This is a genomic window from Pseudanabaena minima str. Chao 2107, assembly GCF_051131155.1.
GTDB lineage: Bacteria > Cyanobacteriota > Cyanobacteriia > Pseudanabaenales > Pseudanabaenaceae > Pseudanabaena > Pseudanabaena minima.
The window spans coordinates 355373-374883 of the sequence record NZ_CP159508.1 but is presented as its reverse complement, the minus strand read 5'-3'; the positions used below and the strand labels follow the sequence as shown (position 1 = coordinate 374883).

The 19511-nt window shown below is 42.1% G+C and carries 16 protein-coding genes; 8 read left to right on the top strand and 8 right to left on the bottom strand.

Features of this window, described 5'->3' with window-relative positions; translation table 11 throughout:
- Window positions 1-25 precede the first annotated feature (25 nt).
- Entirely contained in the window at window positions 26-322 is a 297-nt protein-coding gene (locus ABM313_RS01755; protein WP_434685986.1) for a DUF433 domain-containing protein, read from the top strand.
- Window positions 323-342: 20 nt separating this feature from the next.
- Here the strand turns inward: ABM313_RS01755 and ABM313_RS01750 are convergent, their stop codons facing one another.
- Together ABM313_RS01750 and ABM313_RS01745 are read right to left on the bottom strand one after the other, a co-directional pair.
- Entirely contained in the window at window positions 343-978 is a 636-nt protein-coding gene (locus ABM313_RS01750; RefSeq protein ID WP_434685985.1) for a hypothetical protein, read from the bottom strand.
- 6 nt (window positions 979-984) lie between these two features.
- Complete coding sequence (locus tag ABM313_RS01745; RefSeq protein WP_434685984.1) at window positions 985-2034, bottom strand: ImmA/IrrE family metallo-endopeptidase; 1050 nt, start codon at window positions 2032-2034, stop codon at window positions 985-987.
- A gap of 252 nt (window positions 2035-2286) precedes the next feature.
- Here ABM313_RS01745 and ABM313_RS01740 point away from each other — a divergent pair, with 252 nt between their 5' ends.
- The gene (locus tag ABM313_RS01740; protein WP_434685983.1) at window positions 2287-6555 is read left to right on the top strand and encodes a helicase-related protein; all 4269 of its coding nucleotides are present in this window, start codon (window positions 2287-2289) and stop codon (window positions 6553-6555) included.
- A 260-nt stretch (window positions 6556-6815) separates the two neighbouring features.
- Here ABM313_RS01740 and ABM313_RS01735 read toward each other — a convergent pair whose 3' ends face one another.
- Window positions 6816-7229, bottom strand: coding sequence for an NUDIX hydrolase (locus ABM313_RS01735; protein WP_434685982.1), 414 nt, complete (start codon window positions 7227-7229; stop codon window positions 6816-6818).
- 287 nt (window positions 7230-7516) lie between these two features.
- On the opposite strand from ABM313_RS01735, the gene ABM313_RS01730 reads away from it, so the two are divergent.
- The 3 genes from ABM313_RS01730 (at window position 7517) to ABM313_RS01720 (ending at window position 9777) form a co-directional block, all read left to right on the top strand.
- A complete protein-coding gene (locus tag ABM313_RS01730) occupies window positions 7517-7762 on the top strand; it encodes a hypothetical protein (RefSeq protein ID WP_434685981.1) in 246 nt (81 codons plus the stop codon).
- A gap of 169 nt (window positions 7763-7931) precedes the next feature.
- Window positions 7932-8546 carry a LexA family protein gene (locus ABM313_RS01725; RefSeq protein ID WP_434685980.1) on the top strand — a complete coding sequence of 205 codons (615 nt, stop codon included), beginning with the start codon at window positions 7932-7934 and terminating at the stop codon, window positions 8544-8546.
- Window positions 8485-9777, top strand: a complete 1293-nt coding sequence (locus ABM313_RS01720; protein WP_434685979.1) for a Y-family DNA polymerase — start codon at window positions 8485-8487, stop codon at window positions 9775-9777. Before ABM313_RS01725 ends, ABM313_RS01720 begins: the two co-directional genes overlap by 62 nt.
- A gap of 162 nt (window positions 9778-9939) precedes the next feature.
- Here ABM313_RS01720 and ABM313_RS01715 read toward each other — a convergent pair whose 3' ends face one another.
- The 5 genes from ABM313_RS01715 to ABM313_RS01695 form a co-directional block, all read right to left on the bottom strand.
- A complete protein-coding gene (locus ABM313_RS01715; protein WP_190579830.1) occupies window positions 9940-10914 on the bottom strand; it encodes an alpha-ketoacid dehydrogenase subunit beta in 975 nt (324 codons plus the stop codon).
- Window positions 10915-11110: 196 nt separating this feature from the next.
- Window positions 11111-11374, bottom strand: a complete 264-nt coding sequence (locus tag ABM313_RS01710; RefSeq protein WP_434688325.1) for a Txe/YoeB family addiction module toxin — start codon at window positions 11372-11374, stop codon at window positions 11111-11113.
- The gene (locus ABM313_RS01705) at window positions 11371-11613 is read right to left on the bottom strand and encodes a type II toxin-antitoxin system Phd/YefM family antitoxin (RefSeq protein WP_434685978.1); all 243 of its coding nucleotides are present in this window, start codon (window positions 11611-11613) and stop codon (window positions 11371-11373) included. Before ABM313_RS01705 ends, ABM313_RS01710 begins: the two co-directional genes overlap by 4 nt.
- A gap of 62 nt (window positions 11614-11675) precedes the next feature.
- Window positions 11676-12008 (bottom strand): hypothetical protein, encoded by a 333-nt coding sequence (locus tag ABM313_RS01700; protein WP_434685977.1) that lies wholly within the window; start codon window positions 12006-12008, stop codon window positions 11676-11678.
- A 202-nt stretch (window positions 12009-12210) separates the two neighbouring features.
- On the bottom strand, window positions 12211-12909 hold the full coding sequence (locus ABM313_RS01695; RefSeq protein ID WP_434685976.1) for a Uma2 family endonuclease: 699 nt from the start codon (window positions 12907-12909) through the stop codon (window positions 12211-12213).
- A gap of 339 nt (window positions 12910-13248) precedes the next feature.
- On the opposite strand from ABM313_RS01695, the gene ABM313_RS01690 reads away from it, so the two are divergent.
- From ABM313_RS01690 to ABM313_RS01680, 3 genes are all read left to right on the top strand, one after another.
- Window positions 13249-15999, top strand: coding sequence for a phycobilisome rod-core linker polypeptide (locus ABM313_RS01690; RefSeq protein WP_434685975.1), 2751 nt, complete (start codon window positions 13249-13251; stop codon window positions 15997-15999).
- Between the two features lie 205 nt (window positions 16000-16204).
- Window positions 16205-17218: a type I glyceraldehyde-3-phosphate dehydrogenase gene (locus ABM313_RS01685; RefSeq protein ID WP_434685974.1), complete on the top strand. Its 1014-nt coding sequence runs from the start codon at window positions 16205-16207 to the stop codon at window positions 17216-17218.
- A gap of 308 nt (window positions 17219-17526) precedes the next feature.
- Window positions 17527-19494 carry a CHASE2 domain-containing protein gene (locus tag ABM313_RS01680; RefSeq protein WP_434685973.1) on the top strand — a complete coding sequence of 656 codons (1968 nt, stop codon included), beginning with the start codon at window positions 17527-17529 and terminating at the stop codon, window positions 19492-19494.
- The last annotated feature ends 17 nt before the right edge of the window (window positions 19495-19511 follow it).

The window sequence follows — 19511 nt, the reverse complement described above, 5'->3', positions numbered from 1 at the left end:
TTCACAAACCCAAAAGGTAATGGTTATGAAACAGCTAACTAGAATCACATTTAACCCCGAAGTAATGGGAGGTAAACCCTGCATACGCGGTATGCGAGTTACAGTTGGTACTGTGGTCGGCTTAATGGCATCAGGGCGCACGATTCCTGAAATCTTAAAAGCCTATCCATACCTTGAAGAAGCCGATATCTATGAAGCCCTATCCTATGCTGAGACAAAAGTAGGAGACAGAAATACTTTCGATAATCAGTTGAGTAAGCCATTTCAATATCTCAATCCTTTAGAGCCTGTAGCTCTTGATGAATGGGAAGTCTTGCAGTAGGTGAGAAGAAAGCTTACAAATTACAAATCTGCTAACAAATTTGGAGTTTGTTGCCGAATGTCATTGATATAGCTATTCAGTCCCGCAATTACATTCTCCTCACTAGCAGGAGTCGAATAGCCAAAGCATATTTGAAGAGACTTATCACAACTAACCATCGGTAAAATGCGATCGCAAACAAACACAAAACCCTTAACTTCAATCAGCTTCAAAATAATCTGCTCCAAACAAATCACCCGTCCACATAACCGCTTATAAATTTGTTCAGGAATTGTCGCTAGTTGCGTCATACAGTTCTTATCACCACTAAGCAATAAAAAATCTGTCTGCGATCGCGTCGCCACAATTAAAGCCCGTTCTCCTTCATGAATCCCCGCAACTTGCTGTAACTGCATCAACTCTTCTGTAACCGCATCATCTACATCAGAAATAGCAGAAGCGAAACTACTAACCAACTCAATTACCTCCGTCAAAATTGGATCGGGAGATGCCCCATTTTTCTTTTGTTTACCTCGGAAAAAATGTTTGGCAGTAGGTAGGACTCGGAGATTTGGTTTATCGATTTGCAGGTCAGAGATAGCGATCGCCTCATCGAATAGCTGAAAAGCTACTAATTTGTAGATGATGTCATTATCTAGAAAGCAAATCTTAGCCAAGAGCAATCACCCAACCGACTCAAGATTTAATGCCAACATCGTCGCCAAATAATCTTGGTTCTCCTCTCCCATCTTTTCCCAGTCAAGATTTGTAGCAAGATAGCGATTAATTTGCTGTGGTGCATTTGGACTTGGTTCAAGGATTTTTAGAGCATTTTTTGCAGTTGCCCAAATAATTCCCTTATCTTTTGGATTACTTGCCCGATTAGCCCGATTCCAAGCAATATTTAAAGCAACCACACCAGCACTAACGCGATCCCTATTTCCCCACTCTTCAGCTTGACTCGCTAACTGCTCTCCACTTACAAATTTTTGCCAAAGGTCATAGCTAATACCCGACTTACCCAACAAAAGTTCAGCAGCAAGTTGATTGGCTTCAGATTCCTCCGTATCACTACTTTCTAATTCGATCGACTCATCAACTAATATTCCTTCACTATCAATATGCCCCTTCAAAATATGCCCCACCTCATGAGCAATGATGAACAAAAGCCTAGCTGGTGAAAGATCTTTAAGGCTAACTAAAATGACAGGACGTTGATAAAAATAGGCAACCATGCCATGAAACTTATGCACACCAGAGGGAAATTCAGAAAAATGAATAACAGGAATACCATATTGCCAACAAAAATCTAGTACCCCATCTAAATCAACCACCTCTTGTTTAGCAAGGATTTGCTGACGAATATCCGCCACTGATAAGCCATCAATCGCCTGATAGGGGCGCAAACAAGCGTAAGCAACCATTTCCGCAATTCGTGCTGACAAAGCACGGGGAATCATAAGCTGTTCTTTATTCGTACCAACTTTAAGCTTAAATTTGGGCTGACAAGCCGCCTCAAATATAGGCTTAGTTTCAGCACCTAGTAGCGATCGCATATCCAAGTTCAATCGCCGTGAGAGATACAAAGCCCCCTCAACTAAAACCCCTGATGTCGCGTCAACGTCATCAGTCCACCAATCAGGCAATATTTTATTTTGCAGATACTTTTTAGGAAACCCGATCGCATCTAAACGATCATATAGGTCTGACATTTGAAGCTGAGTTTGTGTCATAGCAACCTCCCAACCTGCAATGTTTTAATGTTAAATTTCAGGAAACTTGTTATTATCTTAATTACTGCCTTAAAAAAGGCGTAGCGTTATTAAAAGTTAAAAAATGTAGTCTCTTATTATCTCATTTTTTCTCTATATCCGTAAATCCCATAGATTTAGTCATACTTAACATCCTAGAAACTCTAGCTACGCTACCTATAGCATTTCATCCACAAAATCAAAATATATACATTTTTTAGGGGGGACTTTCCTATGCTCGAAGCCATTATTCAAGACTTAATCCGCAACGAGCGCCCCTACTATTTGCCCCAAGGTAGTCCGATAAAAGGGCTAGACAACCAATATTGGCTAGTTTTCAAACACCGTGACGCTGATAGCCTTCTTAAAAACATTGCCTCATTCTTCGGGCTAGGCAGCAAAAAAGACACTCATATCGTCGTTCGCATTGATTTACAAGACGCAAAGGTTTATCACTATCTCCCAAAAAAACAAGGGGATGTCCCTAGTACAAGTTTGCTAAGAATTGGCAATATCAAAAACATTGAGAAGTTCCTAAAGCGCGATCGCGTTACCAAAGAACCTGCATTACTAGAAGGTAGCCTCAGAGCGATTAAAGGCATCCAACGGCGCTATAACTTACCCGATGAATTAGGAAAATATAATCTTGCGATCGCCCAGATGCTAGAACGTAGCAGCATCTATCGTCGCTCTACCGCTTACTTTGATAGTGGCATTCTCAAATTCTACGAGGAGCCACTGCAATCAATTATTCAGACCGATGGCAGAATCCTCTTACTGATGGATTGGCAAGGCTTTACGAAAAAGTCTGATATTAGCGAACTCGAAAAACTCCAAGACCCTGACTATCGCGCCCAATTCGCCCAGCGTACTTTACAAGAATTTTTGCAAGGACTCGCCGATAGCACCTTTAGCCATACAGAGATTTTGGCGGAGCTTGTGCGCTTGGAGTTTCTACAAATCAAGCTCATCAAAATGGAGCAGGGACGTGCCATCTATCACAAAAAGACGGGGATCTTTAGCGATTCCCTCGATAACCATATTCTTCATGAAGGTTCAGACAACTTCACCCGTGCTGCCCATTCCCGCAATGCTGAGAGCGTCACTTTTTTATATTCTTGGGATGATTTAGATCGTGAGGCGATCGCCCAAAGTATCCAACAATTCGATCAAGAATGGCATCGTCAAGATCTAGCCTTTGACATCAGCTTAGAATTTTTGCAACAAGTCCGAGCCGAACGCGATCGCCGCGCTCAATTCCAAAAGCCCAATATTAAAACCATTAGCCCTGATCAGCTTCCCTCCGGGGAAACTACTAAAGTCGAGATTACAGGGGACAACCTCGATCAAGTTACGCAAGTTACGGTCATTGACGATCCGCTAGTCACAGTCACGATTACAGACCAAACTCAGGATTCGATAAGAGCCGATGTAGAAGTCGATTCCAATCATCCACCACAGACTCTTAATGATTTTCGAGTCAGGGATAAAAAAGGCGAAGAATACAAAGTTAATCCTGCGATCGCGCCCAAAGTTAGCAATATTGTTAAAGTTCCTGAGTTCCCTGAAATCCTTGGCTTTAAAGAAGCAGTTGAAAAAATACTCGCAGGTGAATATGGCACACCTAATGACTTTCTCTATTGGATGGCAAAACAACGCCCCAACCAATTTCGGGTCAAACAGGACAGTTATCTTGATGAGCTTATCAACGAAGGAATTCTTTATGAACATCAAAAATCAGGCGCACAGCATTGTCTGAGAGTAATGCAAGACTTTGGAGTTGCTGTCTGTGCCGATGCCGTCGGACTTGGCAAAACGCGCTTAGCTGCGGCGGTTGCCTATCTCTATCGCGAACAGAAAGAACAACAAGGTGGTCAGGCGAAAATTGCGATCGTGGCGGCTCAAAAGCTCTGGTCAAACTGGGAACGAGAAATGTCCGAGCTTGGATTACGTCGCCATAAGGACTATGAACTTTTTAACAAAAACCTAATGAGCCGAAAGGGAAGCAAATTTGTAGAGGAGTTTAATCGCTTTGAAGGCGCTGATCTGGTGATCATTGATGAGGCTCACGAAGGCATCCGTAACTTTAACAACCGCATCCATAAGACCTGTTTACAAATCCGTGAGCAAGATCAACGCAATGGCAAACAGAGACAATTTCTATTACTAACTGCTACGCCTTGGAATAACCGTCGCGAAGATATTTACAACATCCTCAGCCCATTCTTAACCCGTCTGGAGGGCTTTAAGGAAGTTGGCTTTCCCCCTGAAGTCTCCCACTGGTTTGCCAGTCGCGAAAGTGGGGTCGAAAATTTCACCGATCGCACTGACCTATTTCGCCGCGTCTATAAGCAACTCTTTTTGCAACGTACTCGCCAGATGTTGCGCGAGGCAATGCCCGAAATGAATGTCTATGCTAAACGTCTTGCGGAATGGCTCCCTGTCCAATTTGAACCAAGTACCGAGCAAGCCCTAGAGCAAATCTTTACTCAGTTTGAAACCAATCTATATATCCCCTTTGCTGACCCATTGCGCTATTTCACAGGTACAGCCGAACAGCGATCGCTACTTAAAAACCAAAGGCGTTTTTTCCTACAACGTGCTGAATCAAGTATGTATGCTCTGCGTCGCACCATTGTTAATTTCAGGATGCGAATTAAATTAATGAGCGATCGCTTAGCAAAAATTTCTGATGCTCCCACTGCTGAAGGGTTAAATAACTTTCTCCTTGAACATTACGGCTTTAGCAAACAAACCAAGATAGAACTTGATTATCAACTCGACTATGAGGCAGATTTCTTCATGGAAGATGAAGACTATGAAGAAGAAGAGGAGGAAGAAAATAACGATCCTGAAACTAGCAAAGAAACTAAGCGTCAACAGCTTCGCACTCAAATCAATAAAGCCACTGATGCTCTCATCGATCATCCTGAAAAAGCTAAACAAATTTATGACCTGATGCTCGCCGCCTGTGAACAGGATTTAAAGCAGATGGAGCAGATCCAAAACTTGCTTGCCGATGAATTCCTCAAAGACCATAAACGCGAACAGGTAACACAGCAAGTTAAAAACTTAATTAGCCAAGGCAAAAAAGTATTACTGATTTCCACCTTCTCCGATACTGTCCTTGATTACTATCTGCATATGTCTAGGGACAGTGCGATCGCTAGTCAAGGTATTGGCATGGCGATCGGATCTACAAAAACCTACTTTCCCGAAAACGCAACTCGTCCCCTGCAATTTGCGCCCCATAACTTCATCAAATACAATCGCCAAACGAACGGTATCAAGCGTCAACAGCTATTTCGACTCTTTGCCCCTGTTGCCACTTGCAAAAATCCTAGCGATCGCCCAAATCCATCGGCAGAAGTCATGGTGCTAATCGGTTCAGAAACACTCTCCGTTGGTCAAAACCTCCAAGATGCTGACTATCTAATCAATATCGATTTGCCTTGGAATCCCATGACCCTAGAGCAACGTATCGGGCGGATTGACAGACCTAAGCAGCACAAAGCCGAAAACATTGTGATTTACTACGCCAACAGTGAAAGTCAGCTATTAAGGCAAGCAAGCCGCCTCAAAAATCTCAACAAAAAACTCGTTGGCGATCTGGCAAACCCAGATGGTGAAATTTCTAATGTCACAGATGCAAATACTCTGGGTGCTTCAGTTTATGGTGACACCCTTTTTGACGATCCGATCTTGCCAGGGTATGTGGAATTTATTCAAAGTCTTGCCAAGGTGCGAAATATGGAGCATGTAAATCTGCAAGAAGAAGTCTATCGCCAGCAAGAAAATTCTCATGACTTATACACTCATCAAGAAATTTTGTATGCCGAGGACTTGAGTAAAAAAATTGCTGAACTAGGTAAAGACTATCAAGCTAATGCGATCGCATTGGGAACAAGTAGCAACAAAACAAACGAACCAATGGCTTTAGCAGCTTTTAAAGTCGAATATTTTGACCCCAATGGCGCAGTAATTGCCGAACAGCAACGCGATATTTTTTGGAACGATCAAACAGGTGAGCGTGATGCCTATGGTGTAGCGATCGCCACTGCCTTTAATACGCCTGAAGTTAGCGAAGTAATTGCTGCCAATCGATTACTCACCTCAGCAAGCAACCTTTACAAACTACTAGTAAAACTCAAGCAGCATCTATCAACTGACTTAGTCCAAGTCGATACCATAGCCAATATCAATGTCAATTCTGAACGACTTAACAAGATTAAAAAGCGAGTTGCTCTGTTATCTAGCTTTCCGCAAGGTATATCGCGCCAAGATGTCACTGAAACGCTCAAAAAACTTAATTCCTGTAAACATTCCAAGCTAGTCCAAAAATTACTCAAGGACTACACGACTGGGGAAAAGGCAAAACTTGATCATGATGCCTTTGTTGCTCAGTTAGTAGCGGATACTGACAAACTAAATTTATTAGCGATCGATAACGCTAAAGCCTCAAGCTTACAAATGTCACTAGAATCTCTTCTTCTACGACTCTGATGATGTTGTAATTTGGCGATTTAATCAGTGATACATCTATGCACAGCCTAATTGTATATATTTCGTTTTATCACCCCAATATCTGAAAAGCAGTATAAAATTGGTATAGCAATTAATCATATGCAGTTAAATTCATGCATAGAACGAAATATAAGGTTTAGAACTCAAATTTGGGGTAGTGGGGGTCTTGGGTTCAAATCCCAACATTCCGATTTAGTGATCAGGAAATAGATAGATTTCAAAGCAATCTATCTATTTCTTTAAGCAAACAGTAAACTCTTCAAACCTTCTGGAACTAGTCGTATATTCTGTTGCTGCATATCTGCTAAAGACAGCCATTTTGCAGTGAGTTCCGTAGTTATGGAACTTTCGTAATAAGTTAGAACTTCCTTGTCATAACAAGATTTATCTACAAATTTAGCATCATAGACAAATACAACTTCATGCCCTTGTTTACCTTCGTAGACAAATATATTCTCGATTACCTCAATTAATTTTAAATTTTCTATCTCAAGCGCAAGCTCTTCCCCAATTTCGCGCAACATCGCTTCTTGACTGCTTTCTCCAAACTCTATTCCTCCACCCAATGGACGGCAAAAATAGTCCTGTTTTATTGAATCAAAGCATTCTGACACCAAGATTTTGTTGCCATTGCGAAATAAGTAGATGAGCATATTAAAACCTAAAACCCAAGACTGTTCCGCCCGCTACGCGGGCGGAACAGTCTTTTCGGTTTTTAGTTTATTTATGCCTAGCTACTTAAGCAAATGGAGATTGGTCTGATAGATTGCATCCTATCCATAGGCTTAAATTTCTAGATTAGTGATGTCGATCGCAAATTACCACACATGACATCACCGAAACAATAATTAGCGATCGCAGTCCTAACACTTATAGAAAGCGATACTCATAGCTATAGAGAAATTCCTTCAAATATCTCAAGCCTAACTATCCAACAGCCATGATTCTCAACTCACTAAATGAAACTCGCCCAATTGAAGTCATAACCATCGCTGGCAGGGAGCGCGGGATTGTATTTCTAGGCAAAACTTTTGTTGCCGACAGGGCATACAACAGCTTGAACGAAGCGATCTCTGCCTGTAGACAAGACTTAGATTTGGGTTTAGCCGTATTGATTACCCCTGACACAGAAAAATTTCAGGTCTGGGTCTCAGTACCCAATCAAATGATTTTTCAAGCTGCTTAGCTAAGATTAAAAAAGATATATCCATTTGCGGCGTGCAAAGCACACTGCAAATGGCTACGCTAAAAAAGCAGAGACTGCATTTTTTGCAGTCTCTGCTTTTTTTGATCTTGCTATACATAAGTGATCGTGTTAAAGTTTTGAATATCGTACTTTAATCAAAAGTGAGCTTATGGAAAGTGACGATCCGCCGCAAGATAAGTTTAGGCAACTAAAAAGCAGTAGACAGGATCAATCTGCTCCTAATATCCAGTTGCTAACAAATAAGAACGTTGTAAATATTGACTCATGGACAAAAGAGCAGGTTCGCGATCTTGCTGAAACTATTAGAGATATTCATCTTCCTGATATGAGTACTACGCTAGAATTGCCATTACAAAATTGCTTTGTCCCTGCGGGCTTCCCTTCTCCTGCGGAAGACTATGTGGAACATAAGCTCGATCTCAATAGTTATCTAGTAACTCATCCTGCGGCAACTTTTTTTGTAAGGGCTTCAGGGAATTCGATGACAGGAGCTAATATCCATGATGGCGATTTGTTGATCGTCGATCGCTCGATTGAAGCTACTCACAATGATATTGTCATCGCTGTCGTGCTAGGAGAAATCACCGTCAAACGTTTGCATTACCTGAGAGGAGAAATAGCTCTAGTCCCTGAAAACGAAAGCTATCAAACCATTTTCATTAACGAACATTCCGACTTACATATTTGGGGAGTTGTCACTAATGCCATCCACTGTGTTAGACCGAAAAGTCGAAAAAAGATTCGCCCTAGTCGATTGCAATAACTTTTACGTTTCCTGCGAACGTTTGTTTAATCCTGCACTCACTAGTAAACCTGTGGTAGTTCTATCAAATAATGATGGCTGCGTAGTGGCGCGATCGCAGGAAGTGAAGGATCTTGGGATCAAGATGGGTGTACCTGTATTCCGAATTTATGAACTGATTAAGCGCCATAATATTCAAGTCTATTCCTCAAATTACAGTCTCTATGGCGATCTATCGGGTCGAGTCATGTCCACACTAGCTTATTTTGCACCTGATGTGGAAATATACTCAATTGATGAAGCCTTTATTGATTTATCCGGGTTTCGATATCGCGACTTAACGACCTATGGCAACGAGATCCGTCAAAGAGTGATGCAATGGGTAGGAATTCCTGTATCCGTAGGAATTGCGCCGACTAAAACCTTGGCAAAGTTAGCTAATCTCATTGCAAAGCAATCTAGATCAGGTGTTTTCGATCTCAGTGTCTATGCATCTATGGATGAAATTCTATCTCAAGTGGATGTTGGCGATATTTGGGGTGTTGGCTCTAAATATGCAAATTGGTTGAAAGAAAGAAGAATAGCTACAGCTTTAGATTTGAAAGAAGCCCATGAAGGCTTGATTCGCAACAAAATGGGTATTGTCGGCTTGAAACTACAAAGAGAATTAAGAGGAGAGTCTTGCCTACCAATGGAATTGATGGATAACCCCAAAAAAGGAACCTGCGTCTCTCGCTCTTTTCCTCAGTCGATTCATAAACTACCTGAACTAAAGGAAGCGATCGCCTCTTTTACGCATCGAGCCGCCGAAAAACTCCGACGGCAGAAACAAGCAGCCAGTGTGGTTACCGTTTTTGCGAGGACTAGTCCTTTTCGTGATAATTTCTACTCCAATAGTGCTACCGCAGAATTAGATTTATCCACTAACTACACTATCGAACTATCCCGTGTTGCATCACAGTTAACTGAAAGTGTTTATCGTCAAGGACAACATTTCAAAAAAGCTGGTGTGATCATGACAGGGCTTGTGTCTGAAAAACAAATTCAAGGAAATCTTTTTGATGTTAGTGATGATGAGCAAAAGCAGCGATCGCGCAATCTGATGAGTGTGATGGATACGATCAATGAAATATATGGCAGAGATACTTTACGATTTGCGACTACTGGAGTGATTCAAGTTTGGAAATCTAAATCTGAACAGCGATCGCCAAAATACACAACTTGTTGGCAAGATTTACTTGAAGTCTCCTAAAAGAAAGGAGGCGCTACGCGCCTCCTTTCTTTTAGGAACTGATGTTACTTGAAACGCTGAGATTAGGGCTTGGAGACCAAGCCCCTACTTTTACAAATATGTAGGGATTTGGTCTCCAAATCCTCTTTTCTTTTGTTAAGTTATAGCGCTTTGCGCTAAGACTTAAGCAAGTAACTTTTCAACTGCGGCAATTACATCTTCAGGTTGAGGAATCGTCAGATTTTCCAAGCCCCCGTTATAGGGAGTTGGCACATCAAGGGCGGCTAAACGGACAATCGGCGCGTCAAGCTCATCAAAATAGCTGTCATTGATCGAAGCAATAATCTCTGAACCAATACTGGCACAGCGCATTCCTTCTTCAACAATCACAATCCGATGGGTTTTACGCAACGAGGTAACAATAGTTTCCATGTCCAAAGGCTTTAGTGAAATTAAGTCAATCACTTCAGGATCGTAGCCTTTATCAACTAGAGTCTCAACAGCCTTGAGAACGTGATAGCGCATTCTTGAGTAGGTGAGAATGGTAACATCGCTACCTTCACGCACGATTTCAGCTTTGTCGAGAGGCAACAAATATTCTTCGTCAGGAATGTCTTCTTTGAGGTTGTATAGCAACACATGCTCAAAGAAAAGGATCGGGTTATCGTTACGAATTGCTGACTTCAGCAAGCCTTTAGCATTGTAAGGCGTGGAACAAGCCACCATCTTAATCCCAGGGACAGCTTGAAAGTAAGTTTCGAGACGCTGTGAATGCTCTGCGCCAAGGTTGCGTCCAACGCCACCAGGTCCCCGAATGACAATCGGGATTTTGAAATTACCGCCAGATGTATAGCGCAACATCCCCGCATTATTGGAGATTTGGTTAAAGGCTAGCAGCAAAAAGCCCATGTTCATGCCTTCGATGATTGGGCGCAAACCTGTCATTGCTGAGCCGATCGCCATACCTGTGAAGCTGTTTTCTGCGATCGGGGTGTCGAGTAGGCGTAAGTCACCGTATTTTTTGTAAAGGTCTTTGGTTACTTTGTAGGAGCCGCCATAATGCCCCACGTCTTCGCCTAAAACATAAACGGCTGGATCGCGCTCCATTTCCTCATCGATCGCTGCTCTGAGGGCGTTGAAAAAAGTAACCTCTGCCATATAAATCTGTGATTGTGTCTATGATTATGTAAATAAGTCTTAAGCGATTATATCTTTTGGGGTGCGTCAATACACATAACCTTAGATTGTGTATGTTGACACTATAGAATGCCCAAAAATAGTTAGCCTTCATAAAAGCTATTTTTGAAATTGCCTTTCAATCAGTTTTTATAAAATCGAAAATCTGCGATCGCACTTACTCATAATGCGTCCACATCCTGATTATCTTAATGGTTTTCTCTGATTCGATCGCCTGATAAACAAGTCGATGCTGGATATTTATTCTGCGGGAATATGCACCAGCTAAATCACCAACCAATTTTTCATAAGGTGGTGGATTTTGAAATGGATTCACCTGAATTATGGATAAAAGTTCAGCAACCTTACTTTTGAGATTAGTTGCAGCAATTTTCTTGGCATCTTTTTGAGCTTGCTTGGTGTATACCAATTTCCAATTCACCATTCCAATGTCTCGCTACATTCACTAATGGGAGTAGCTAAACCTTCCACAATTGACGCACCAACTTCGGGAATTGAAAGTAAATAGATTGTTTCTTGAATCCCTTTCCAATCTTCTTCGGAGACTAGAAAAGCATTAGATGTAGTTCCTGAAATCAGAATAGGCTCGTGAGATTGTGAGACTTCATTGATCAGATCTTGAAGTTTAAATTGAGCTTCAGTTAGGGATATTGTTGACATTCTTGTGTTCTTTAAGAGTTGAACTTAGTGGGCTAAAATTGGCTAATATTTCTAGGTTTATATTAATCCTCAAATTTTCCTGGGTTTAACTTCCTAAGAATTTCTCGCATTCTTACAAGATCTTCTTTATCCGCTATCTCAACAAAAACATCAATCCTGAAGATATCTCCCCCTTTTTGAGATATGACAATTTTATCTTTTCTAACAACCCGTGCTTTTTTGAAAAAGAATGGTTTATCACCCCATCCACCAAAATGTGTGCTCAAGTTAATTTCTTCATCTATTTGCAAACCTGGATCAAAATTGTATTGGGCAACCTTCATCCATGAAATCTCATCACTCTCACAGTCTTTTAGTTTAAGTGGAAAAGGCACGTGAATAATATATTCAAACATAAAACTAACTTCTAAACTCTTTGAAACATCTTGTGTGACGAAGCTAAATAAACACTAGTCAGCAGAATTAAGTGAACTTCTACTCTTTTTTATGTTGCTTTAATTGTATTAAGCATGAAACTTTTCTGCAATTATTTTAATTCTACCTCAAACAGAAAAAGATCTGATTTTTAAAATAGCAATCACACCCAAATTCAAAAATTTAAACTTCCGCTTGCAGTGAATAATTTGCCCTTACCCATGCACGAAACTCTTTTAAAGTTTTACTTTCCCCTAAGAGCGATCGCTTCTGCACATATTCCACAATAATTGCTGCGGGTAACGTCGGAAAAGACAAACTATTTTCAATGGGAACATATTCTCCATTCTCTAAACCTAAAAACTCCAAACTATAGCCATCATAACGCCAGACTTCAGGCACACCGAGAAGCGCATAGATTGGTAAACGGCGATCGCTAGGACTAGTGATATCCACTTCTAAAACCAAATCAGGAGGTGGATCTTGTCCGGCAATGACATTTTCTTTCTCGCGGATCACCACCTCATTTTTGATGTAATAGCAAGAATCAGGTTCTCCCCCAACCTTTAACTCTGGTATCTTCATCAGTAAAGATCCCAACCGTCTCATATCTATTTCTAACTCATCAACAAATACACCGAGTAAAGCTTCAATAAATCGATTGCTACCTTCATGCAGTGAGAGAGGAGACATAATCTCTAAAGTACCATTAATGTAATGAAATAGAGTTGAACGGCGATCGCCAACATCTGCTAATAAACTCTCAAAAGTTTCCCAGCTAACCCCATATAGCAAGACCCGATTTTCAGATATTGGTCTGGCTTGTTCAATCGATGATGCAATAGGTGAAATTTCGTTGGGTTTATAAGGTGTGGCAATCATAAGATTTAGGGGGTGTTAAATTTATGGTCAAATTTACCTGTCTTGTTGAGTTGGTTGCCTGACAACTAATTTGGAGACTAAAATTTAGATCCAGCTTAACAAAATCTAAAATATGGCGATTAAGGCGATCGCGCTTATGCCCTACATACAGCTATATATGAATATTCAGCATCACTAAGGTACTTGCTTTACAAAACTTATCGTTAGTTTTTGGTTGAAATACCTGTAAATGCAGCATTTTCTGATGAGATAGAGTTAGATATTTAGTTGGAAAACCCTATACTGGGTAGTTATTATTTCGACTTTTTACATACCCTTTAAAGATCACAAGGCAGACACATGAGCGTAACAGCGTCAAGTGGTGCAGTAAATGCCCGCCCTCGTCTATATCAGACCGCTATAACTTCCACAATTTCCCAGATAGAGCAACAAGATCGCTTTGCGACTCGTAGCGAACTAGATGATCTGTCCACATACTTTCAATCTGGACTTAAGCGCATCGAAATTGCTGCGATTTTGACCAAAAACTCAGACAACATTGTATCCAAGGCAGCTAGCCGTATTTTTACGGGTGGAGCCGCCATGGCATTTTTGGAAAAGCCCAAAGGTTCAGAAGAGCTTGAAATTGATCGCGCTGGTCGCGTAGTTGATGTCAAGGTTGGCATGGAACTTGGGACAACCACTTATACCGAAGCAAGCGAAGGTGGCTTTTTAGGAACCATCAAGAATTTCTTCAGTAATACAGGACTTATTGGTGTTGTAGATGCACCTCCACCCAATTTCCGCCCAATTAACATTTCCCGTTATGGCGCAGACCGCATGAAGAAGTCCCTACGTGACTTGTCATGGTTTTTGCGCTATGCCACCTATGCGATCGTTGCAGGTGACCCCAATATCCTTGCTCAAAATGTGCGCGGCTTACGTGAAATCATCGAGGCAGCTTGCTCGACCGATGCCACGATCGTTGCTTTACAAACTATGAAGCAAGCAGCAGCAAGTTATTTCACTAACGATCCTACTGCGATTGAAATTATTAAGCAGTATATGGATGTGGCGATCGCTGAATTCAAGGCAGCAACCCCATCACCTAAAGTCCGTCAGCGCAACTCTCCCGATCTACAAGGATTGGCACTACCTCAGATCTACTTCAACACCGCAGAGCGTCGTCAGAAGTTTGTAATGAAGGCTGCCATGACTGGGGCAGAGAAAAATGAAGTAGTTAAAGCTGCTTATCGTCAAGTTTTCGAGCGTGATATCGCCCGTGCCTATAGCCAAAGTATTTCTGACCTTGACTCTAAGGTAAAAAATGGTGAAATCTCGGTACGTGAATTTGTGCGTCGCCTAGGCTTGTCGCCTCTATACCGCGATCAGTTTTTCCTACCTTTCATCAACTCCCGTGCTGTCGAACTAGCATTCAAGCATTTCCTTGGACGCTCTCCTGAAAGCCGTGAAGAAGTTGCTGCTTATTTTGCGATCGTTTCCAAAGGTGGTCTACCTGCCCTAGTCAATGCACTAGTTAACTCCAGAGAGTATAGTGACTACTTCGGCGAAGAAACCGTACCTTACCAACGTGGATACGGACAGGAAGCTCAAACTGCTCGTAACTGGGGCGCACAGTTTGACCTGTTCAACTACTCAGCACCTTTCCGCAAGGTTCCTCAATTCATCACCTTGTTTGCGGCTTATCAGAATCCATTGCCCGATCAGCATGTTTATGGTGCTGGTAACGATCCTCTAGAAATTAAGTTTGGCGCGATTTTCCCCAAAGAAACTCGCAACCCCAGCGCATCACCCGCTCCTTTCGGCAAAGATACTCGTCGCATCTTGATCCGCAATGGTGCTGGTATTACCAACCAACTTGGTAACCCATCGGCAACTGGCTCAATCGATCCGATGAGTCCCAAGGTATTCAAACTCGATCAAACCCTGCGTGATAACGTCAAGATCGGTAAAGGTGCTAGAAAATCTTCAGTTAAGGGATTGAGCATCACTAGCTCTGAAAGCTCTACCCAAGCGGTAATTCGTGCTATTTACCTGCAAATTATTGGCTTTATTCCTTACTCTGGTCAGCGTCAAACCGTTGCCGAAATCAAGCTGGAAAATGGCGATATCTCCGTGCGTGAGTTCGTCCGCATCTTGGCGAAGTCACCTACCTTCCGCGATCGCTACTGGACTAAGCTCTATGTTTGTAAGGCGATCGAATTTACCCATCGTCGCCTCTTGGGTCGCCCTACCTACGGTCGTGCAGAAATGAATGCTTACTTTGATCTAGCATCAAAGAAAGGTTTCTACGCTGTCGTTGATGCGATCCTTGACACCAAGGAATACGAGCAAGCCTTTGGTGAAGATACTGTTCCTTATGAGCGCTATCTGACCCCCGCAGGTGTATCGCTTCGCAACAATCGCAACGGCACTTTGGGCGAAGAAAAAGGCACTAAAGTTGTGGTTGAACCAACGCCTAAGTTTGTCGAACTTGGTCAAGTTACCGAAGAACGTTCTTCTGTATCGATCCGCGATCGCATCAACCAAGGTGTTGACAAGAAACGTGAACAACGTAAGATCTTCAAGCTCACTACAACTGATCCTGTGGAAGCGGGCGCTTTGGTAAGGGCTGCTTATCGTCAAGTGTTCGAGCGGGACATGGATGCCTACGTTGCTGATTCACAATTCAGCCAATTTACTTCCAAGTTGCTCAACAAAGAAACCACGGTCAAGGAATTCATCTTGGCGATCGGTACATCCGACCTTTACATCAAGGAATTCTACACACCATTCCCGAACACCAAGGTGATCGAGTTAGGTACAAAGCACTTCTTAGGACGTGCACCCCTCGATCAAGCTGAAATCCGCAAATATAACGTGATTTTGGCAACTAGTGGCATCAAGGCAATGGTTACGGAAATGGTTAACAGCCGTGAATTCCTCGATGCATTTGGCGAAGATGTAGTACCTTACAACCGCTTCGAGACTTTCCCTGCGGCTAACTACCCTAATACCAAGGAGCTATACGATCGCCTCACCAAGCAGGACAAATCGATTGTTGTGCCTAGCTTTGCACCAGTGAAATCGAAAATTCCAACTACGGTGTAGTCAATAAAAAATATATGAAATAGGCATAGCCTACTTCATCTAAAAACTAAAAAGGTAGGAGCAATTCATGAATTGCTCCTACCTTTTTGGTTTTTAGAAAGATTCAAAATTTTGCTTGAATAGAGAATAAATTGGTGACGGTTTTTCGGTATCATAAGCATCAGATTAAAGTAAAAAGTTAAATTTATATAAAGGGCGATAAGAAGTGACTATCAGGGTAGCGATTAATGGATTTGGACGTATCGGACGTAACTTTCTCAGATGCTGGGCTGGTCGCTCAGAAACAAACATAGAATTAGTTGGACTTAACGATACATCCGATCCCAGAACTAACGCTCACTTGCTCAAGTACGACTCCATGCTCGGCAAATTTGCTGGCGAAGTTAGTGCTGATGACACCACAATTACTGTCAATGGCAAAACCATCAAAACAGTCTCCGATCGCAATCCTGACAACCTACCTTGGAAAGATTGGGGTATTGATCTAGTTATTGAATCTACAGGCGTATTCATTGACAAGGTTGGTGCTGGTAGACATATTGGCGCAGGCGCTAAGAAAGTTTTGATTACAGCACCTGGCAAAAACGAAGATGGTACGTTTGTAGTTGGCGTAAACGAAGATAAGTACAACCATGATATTCATCACATCATCAGTAATGCTAGCTGCACTACCAATTGCTTGGCTCCCGTAGCTAAAGTTATTCTAGAAAACTTCGGCATTGTTAAGGGTGTGATGACTACTACCCACAGCTACACTGGTGACCAGCGCTTGCTTGATGCTAGCCACCGTGATCTCCGTCGAGCGAGAGCTGCGGCTTTGAGCATTGTGCCAACTTCAACTGGTGCAGCTAAGGCAGTTGCTCTTGTGCTGCCTGAGCTAGCTGGCAAATTGAATGGAATTGCTTTGCGCGTACCAACTCCTAACGTCTCGGTTGTAGACTTTGTTGTAGAAGTTGAAAAGCACACGATCGCTCAAGAAGTGAACGAAGCATTCCGTGTTGCTGCTGAAGGCTCCATGAAAGGCATTTTGGAATACAACGAATTGCCTTTGGTATCCATTGATTATCGTGGTACTGATGCCTCTTCGATTGTTGACTCATCTTTAACTATGGTGATGGGTGGCAACATGGTGAAAGTTGTAGCTTGGTATGACAACGAGTGGGGCTATAGCCAACGTGTTGTTGATTTAGCCGAAGTTGTAGCTAAGAACTGGAAATAATTAATTTCTCAAAAAAAAGAGGCGGTGCAAAGCACCGCCTCTTTTTTTGAGTTCACGCAATTTCGCCGATGTATAGATATAGAGCAATGCAGTTAGATTGGGTAAAAGTTACATTAGTAGCCCGCAGTAAGATTGAAAAACTGTTTTTTGTGTAACAACACCAAAAGAATAGATTCTGTCTTAAATTGCAGGTGCTAATTTGTGAGGAAAAGTGAACTATTCCAACAATGAGATTCAATTGCTATTGTTGTAAAAAACTCGATTCTTGACAAAAAGTAACAACGCACTCTTTTTTTTCGGCAACCGCAATGAAACTACCTTCTGCTTTGGTTAATTTCGGAGCGTTCTGTAAGCGCAATCATCAGCAATTAGTAGCTGGATTGATTACTTTTTCGTTTTCTCTAGGAGTCTTGGGATTAAGAGAAAATGGAGCTTTTAAAGAAATTGAGCTTTGGGTCTATGACAGTTTAATGCGATCGCAACTCCGTGAACCTCAAGATCGGCGCGTGGTCATTGTTGAAATTTCAGAAGCTGATATTCAAGACTTTTCTAAGCTATATTCTGAGCGATGGCCGATTTCAGATCGCTTATTTGCCAAACTGATTAATCAAATTGCTGTAGCCAAACCTACAGTGATCGGCATTGATAAATATCTAGATTTACCTGTATTGGAAGGTCGTAATGAGTTAGTAACCGCAATTAAGAATGCAGGAAATGTGGTCAATGCTAAATTTATTGCCACTGTATCAGGTAGAAGTGGTGTTGATCCTGCCAAAGATCTAGAACCAATTAGCACCTATGGATATGTCAACTTACCTACTGACAAAGGGGCGCTGGTGCGGCGGGCTTCAATCGTTGGGGATTCAGGGTCTTTTGCCTTTGAGATCGCCAATTTATATTTACAAAAATTACACAAAAAAAGTATTGAATTTAACCCCGATGCAATTCAGTTTAAAGCAGGCAACCAAATAATTCCTAGATTAACTGCGAATTATGGGGCATATCGCAAAGAGGATGATAGTGGATATCAAATGATGATTCGCTATCGGGGAAAGGTGCGAGCTTTCGAGCATATTCGGGCTACTGATGTACTTGAGGGGCGCGTCACTCCTGAGAAGCTACGCGATCGCGTCGTCCTAATAGGTGTAACTGCCGAAAGTACTAAAGATAGCTTTGCTACACCTGTCAATGTTGAGGGTGAGGTGATGTATGGGGTTGAAGTCCATGCAAATATTGTCAGTCAGTTGATTAGTAGCACTTTAGACGATCGCCGATTCATTCAGGTATGGTCTAATGAAGTCGAAAACATTTGGATTTTATGTTGGGCGATCGCTGGTGGTGCGATGGCAGCATTTATTTCCCATGCTGGCAAAAATATTGGACTTTTAAGTATTTTCGCTGGGGGCTTAGTTTGGGTTAGTTATTTTGCTTTTGGTCAGGCTTTGTGGATACCCTTATTCCCTGCTCTATTGGGTTTGATTTCGGCGAATGTGTTGGTTATGGCTTATCAGCTTGCAATTCAGCAATCAGAACGCAAAGTGCTGATGGGATTGTTTTCGCGACATGTCTCTAAGGAGTTAGCCGATATCATTTGGTCAAACCGTGAAAAGTTTCTGCAAGAGGGGCGGATCACTGGGCAAGAGGTATATGTGACAGTCTTGTTTACGGATATGCGAAACTTTAGTACGGCGGCGGAGGCGCAGGCTCCAGGAGAGACGCTTAACTGGCTCAATAATTATTTGGGAACGATCGCTAATGAAGTTTTAGCCTATGGTGGAATGGTTGATAAGTATATTGGGGATGCGGTCATGGCAGTATTTGGTGTACCGATTCCCCATAGCAATGAAGTGGAGCGTACCCGTGATGCTCAATGTGCTGTTGCTGCGTCTTTAGCGATCGCCCGTAAGTTAGCAGAAATGAATGAGGTATGGGTAGCCCAAGGATTACCTCCTGTCTCGACTGGAATTGGCATTAACTCTGGGCTAGTGATTGCAGGAAGTTTGGGAAGTTCGGAGCGTCTTGAATATTCTGTACTAGGAGATGCGGTTAACGTTGCTTCTCGATTAGAAAGCTTTAATAAAGAAGTTGATGGCGGGCCCCATCACATTTTGATTAGTGAAGAGACGCATCGGCGTTTAGATAATAATTTCCAGACTGAGTTTGTTGGTAAATTTGCTCTCAAAGGTAAAACTCAAGAAACTGGGATTTACCGTGTGTTAGATATCCAAAAGAAAACTAATCAACTTAGTCCCATGGGATTGGCTGAAAATAAATAAAGGGTGGCGCTTAGCGC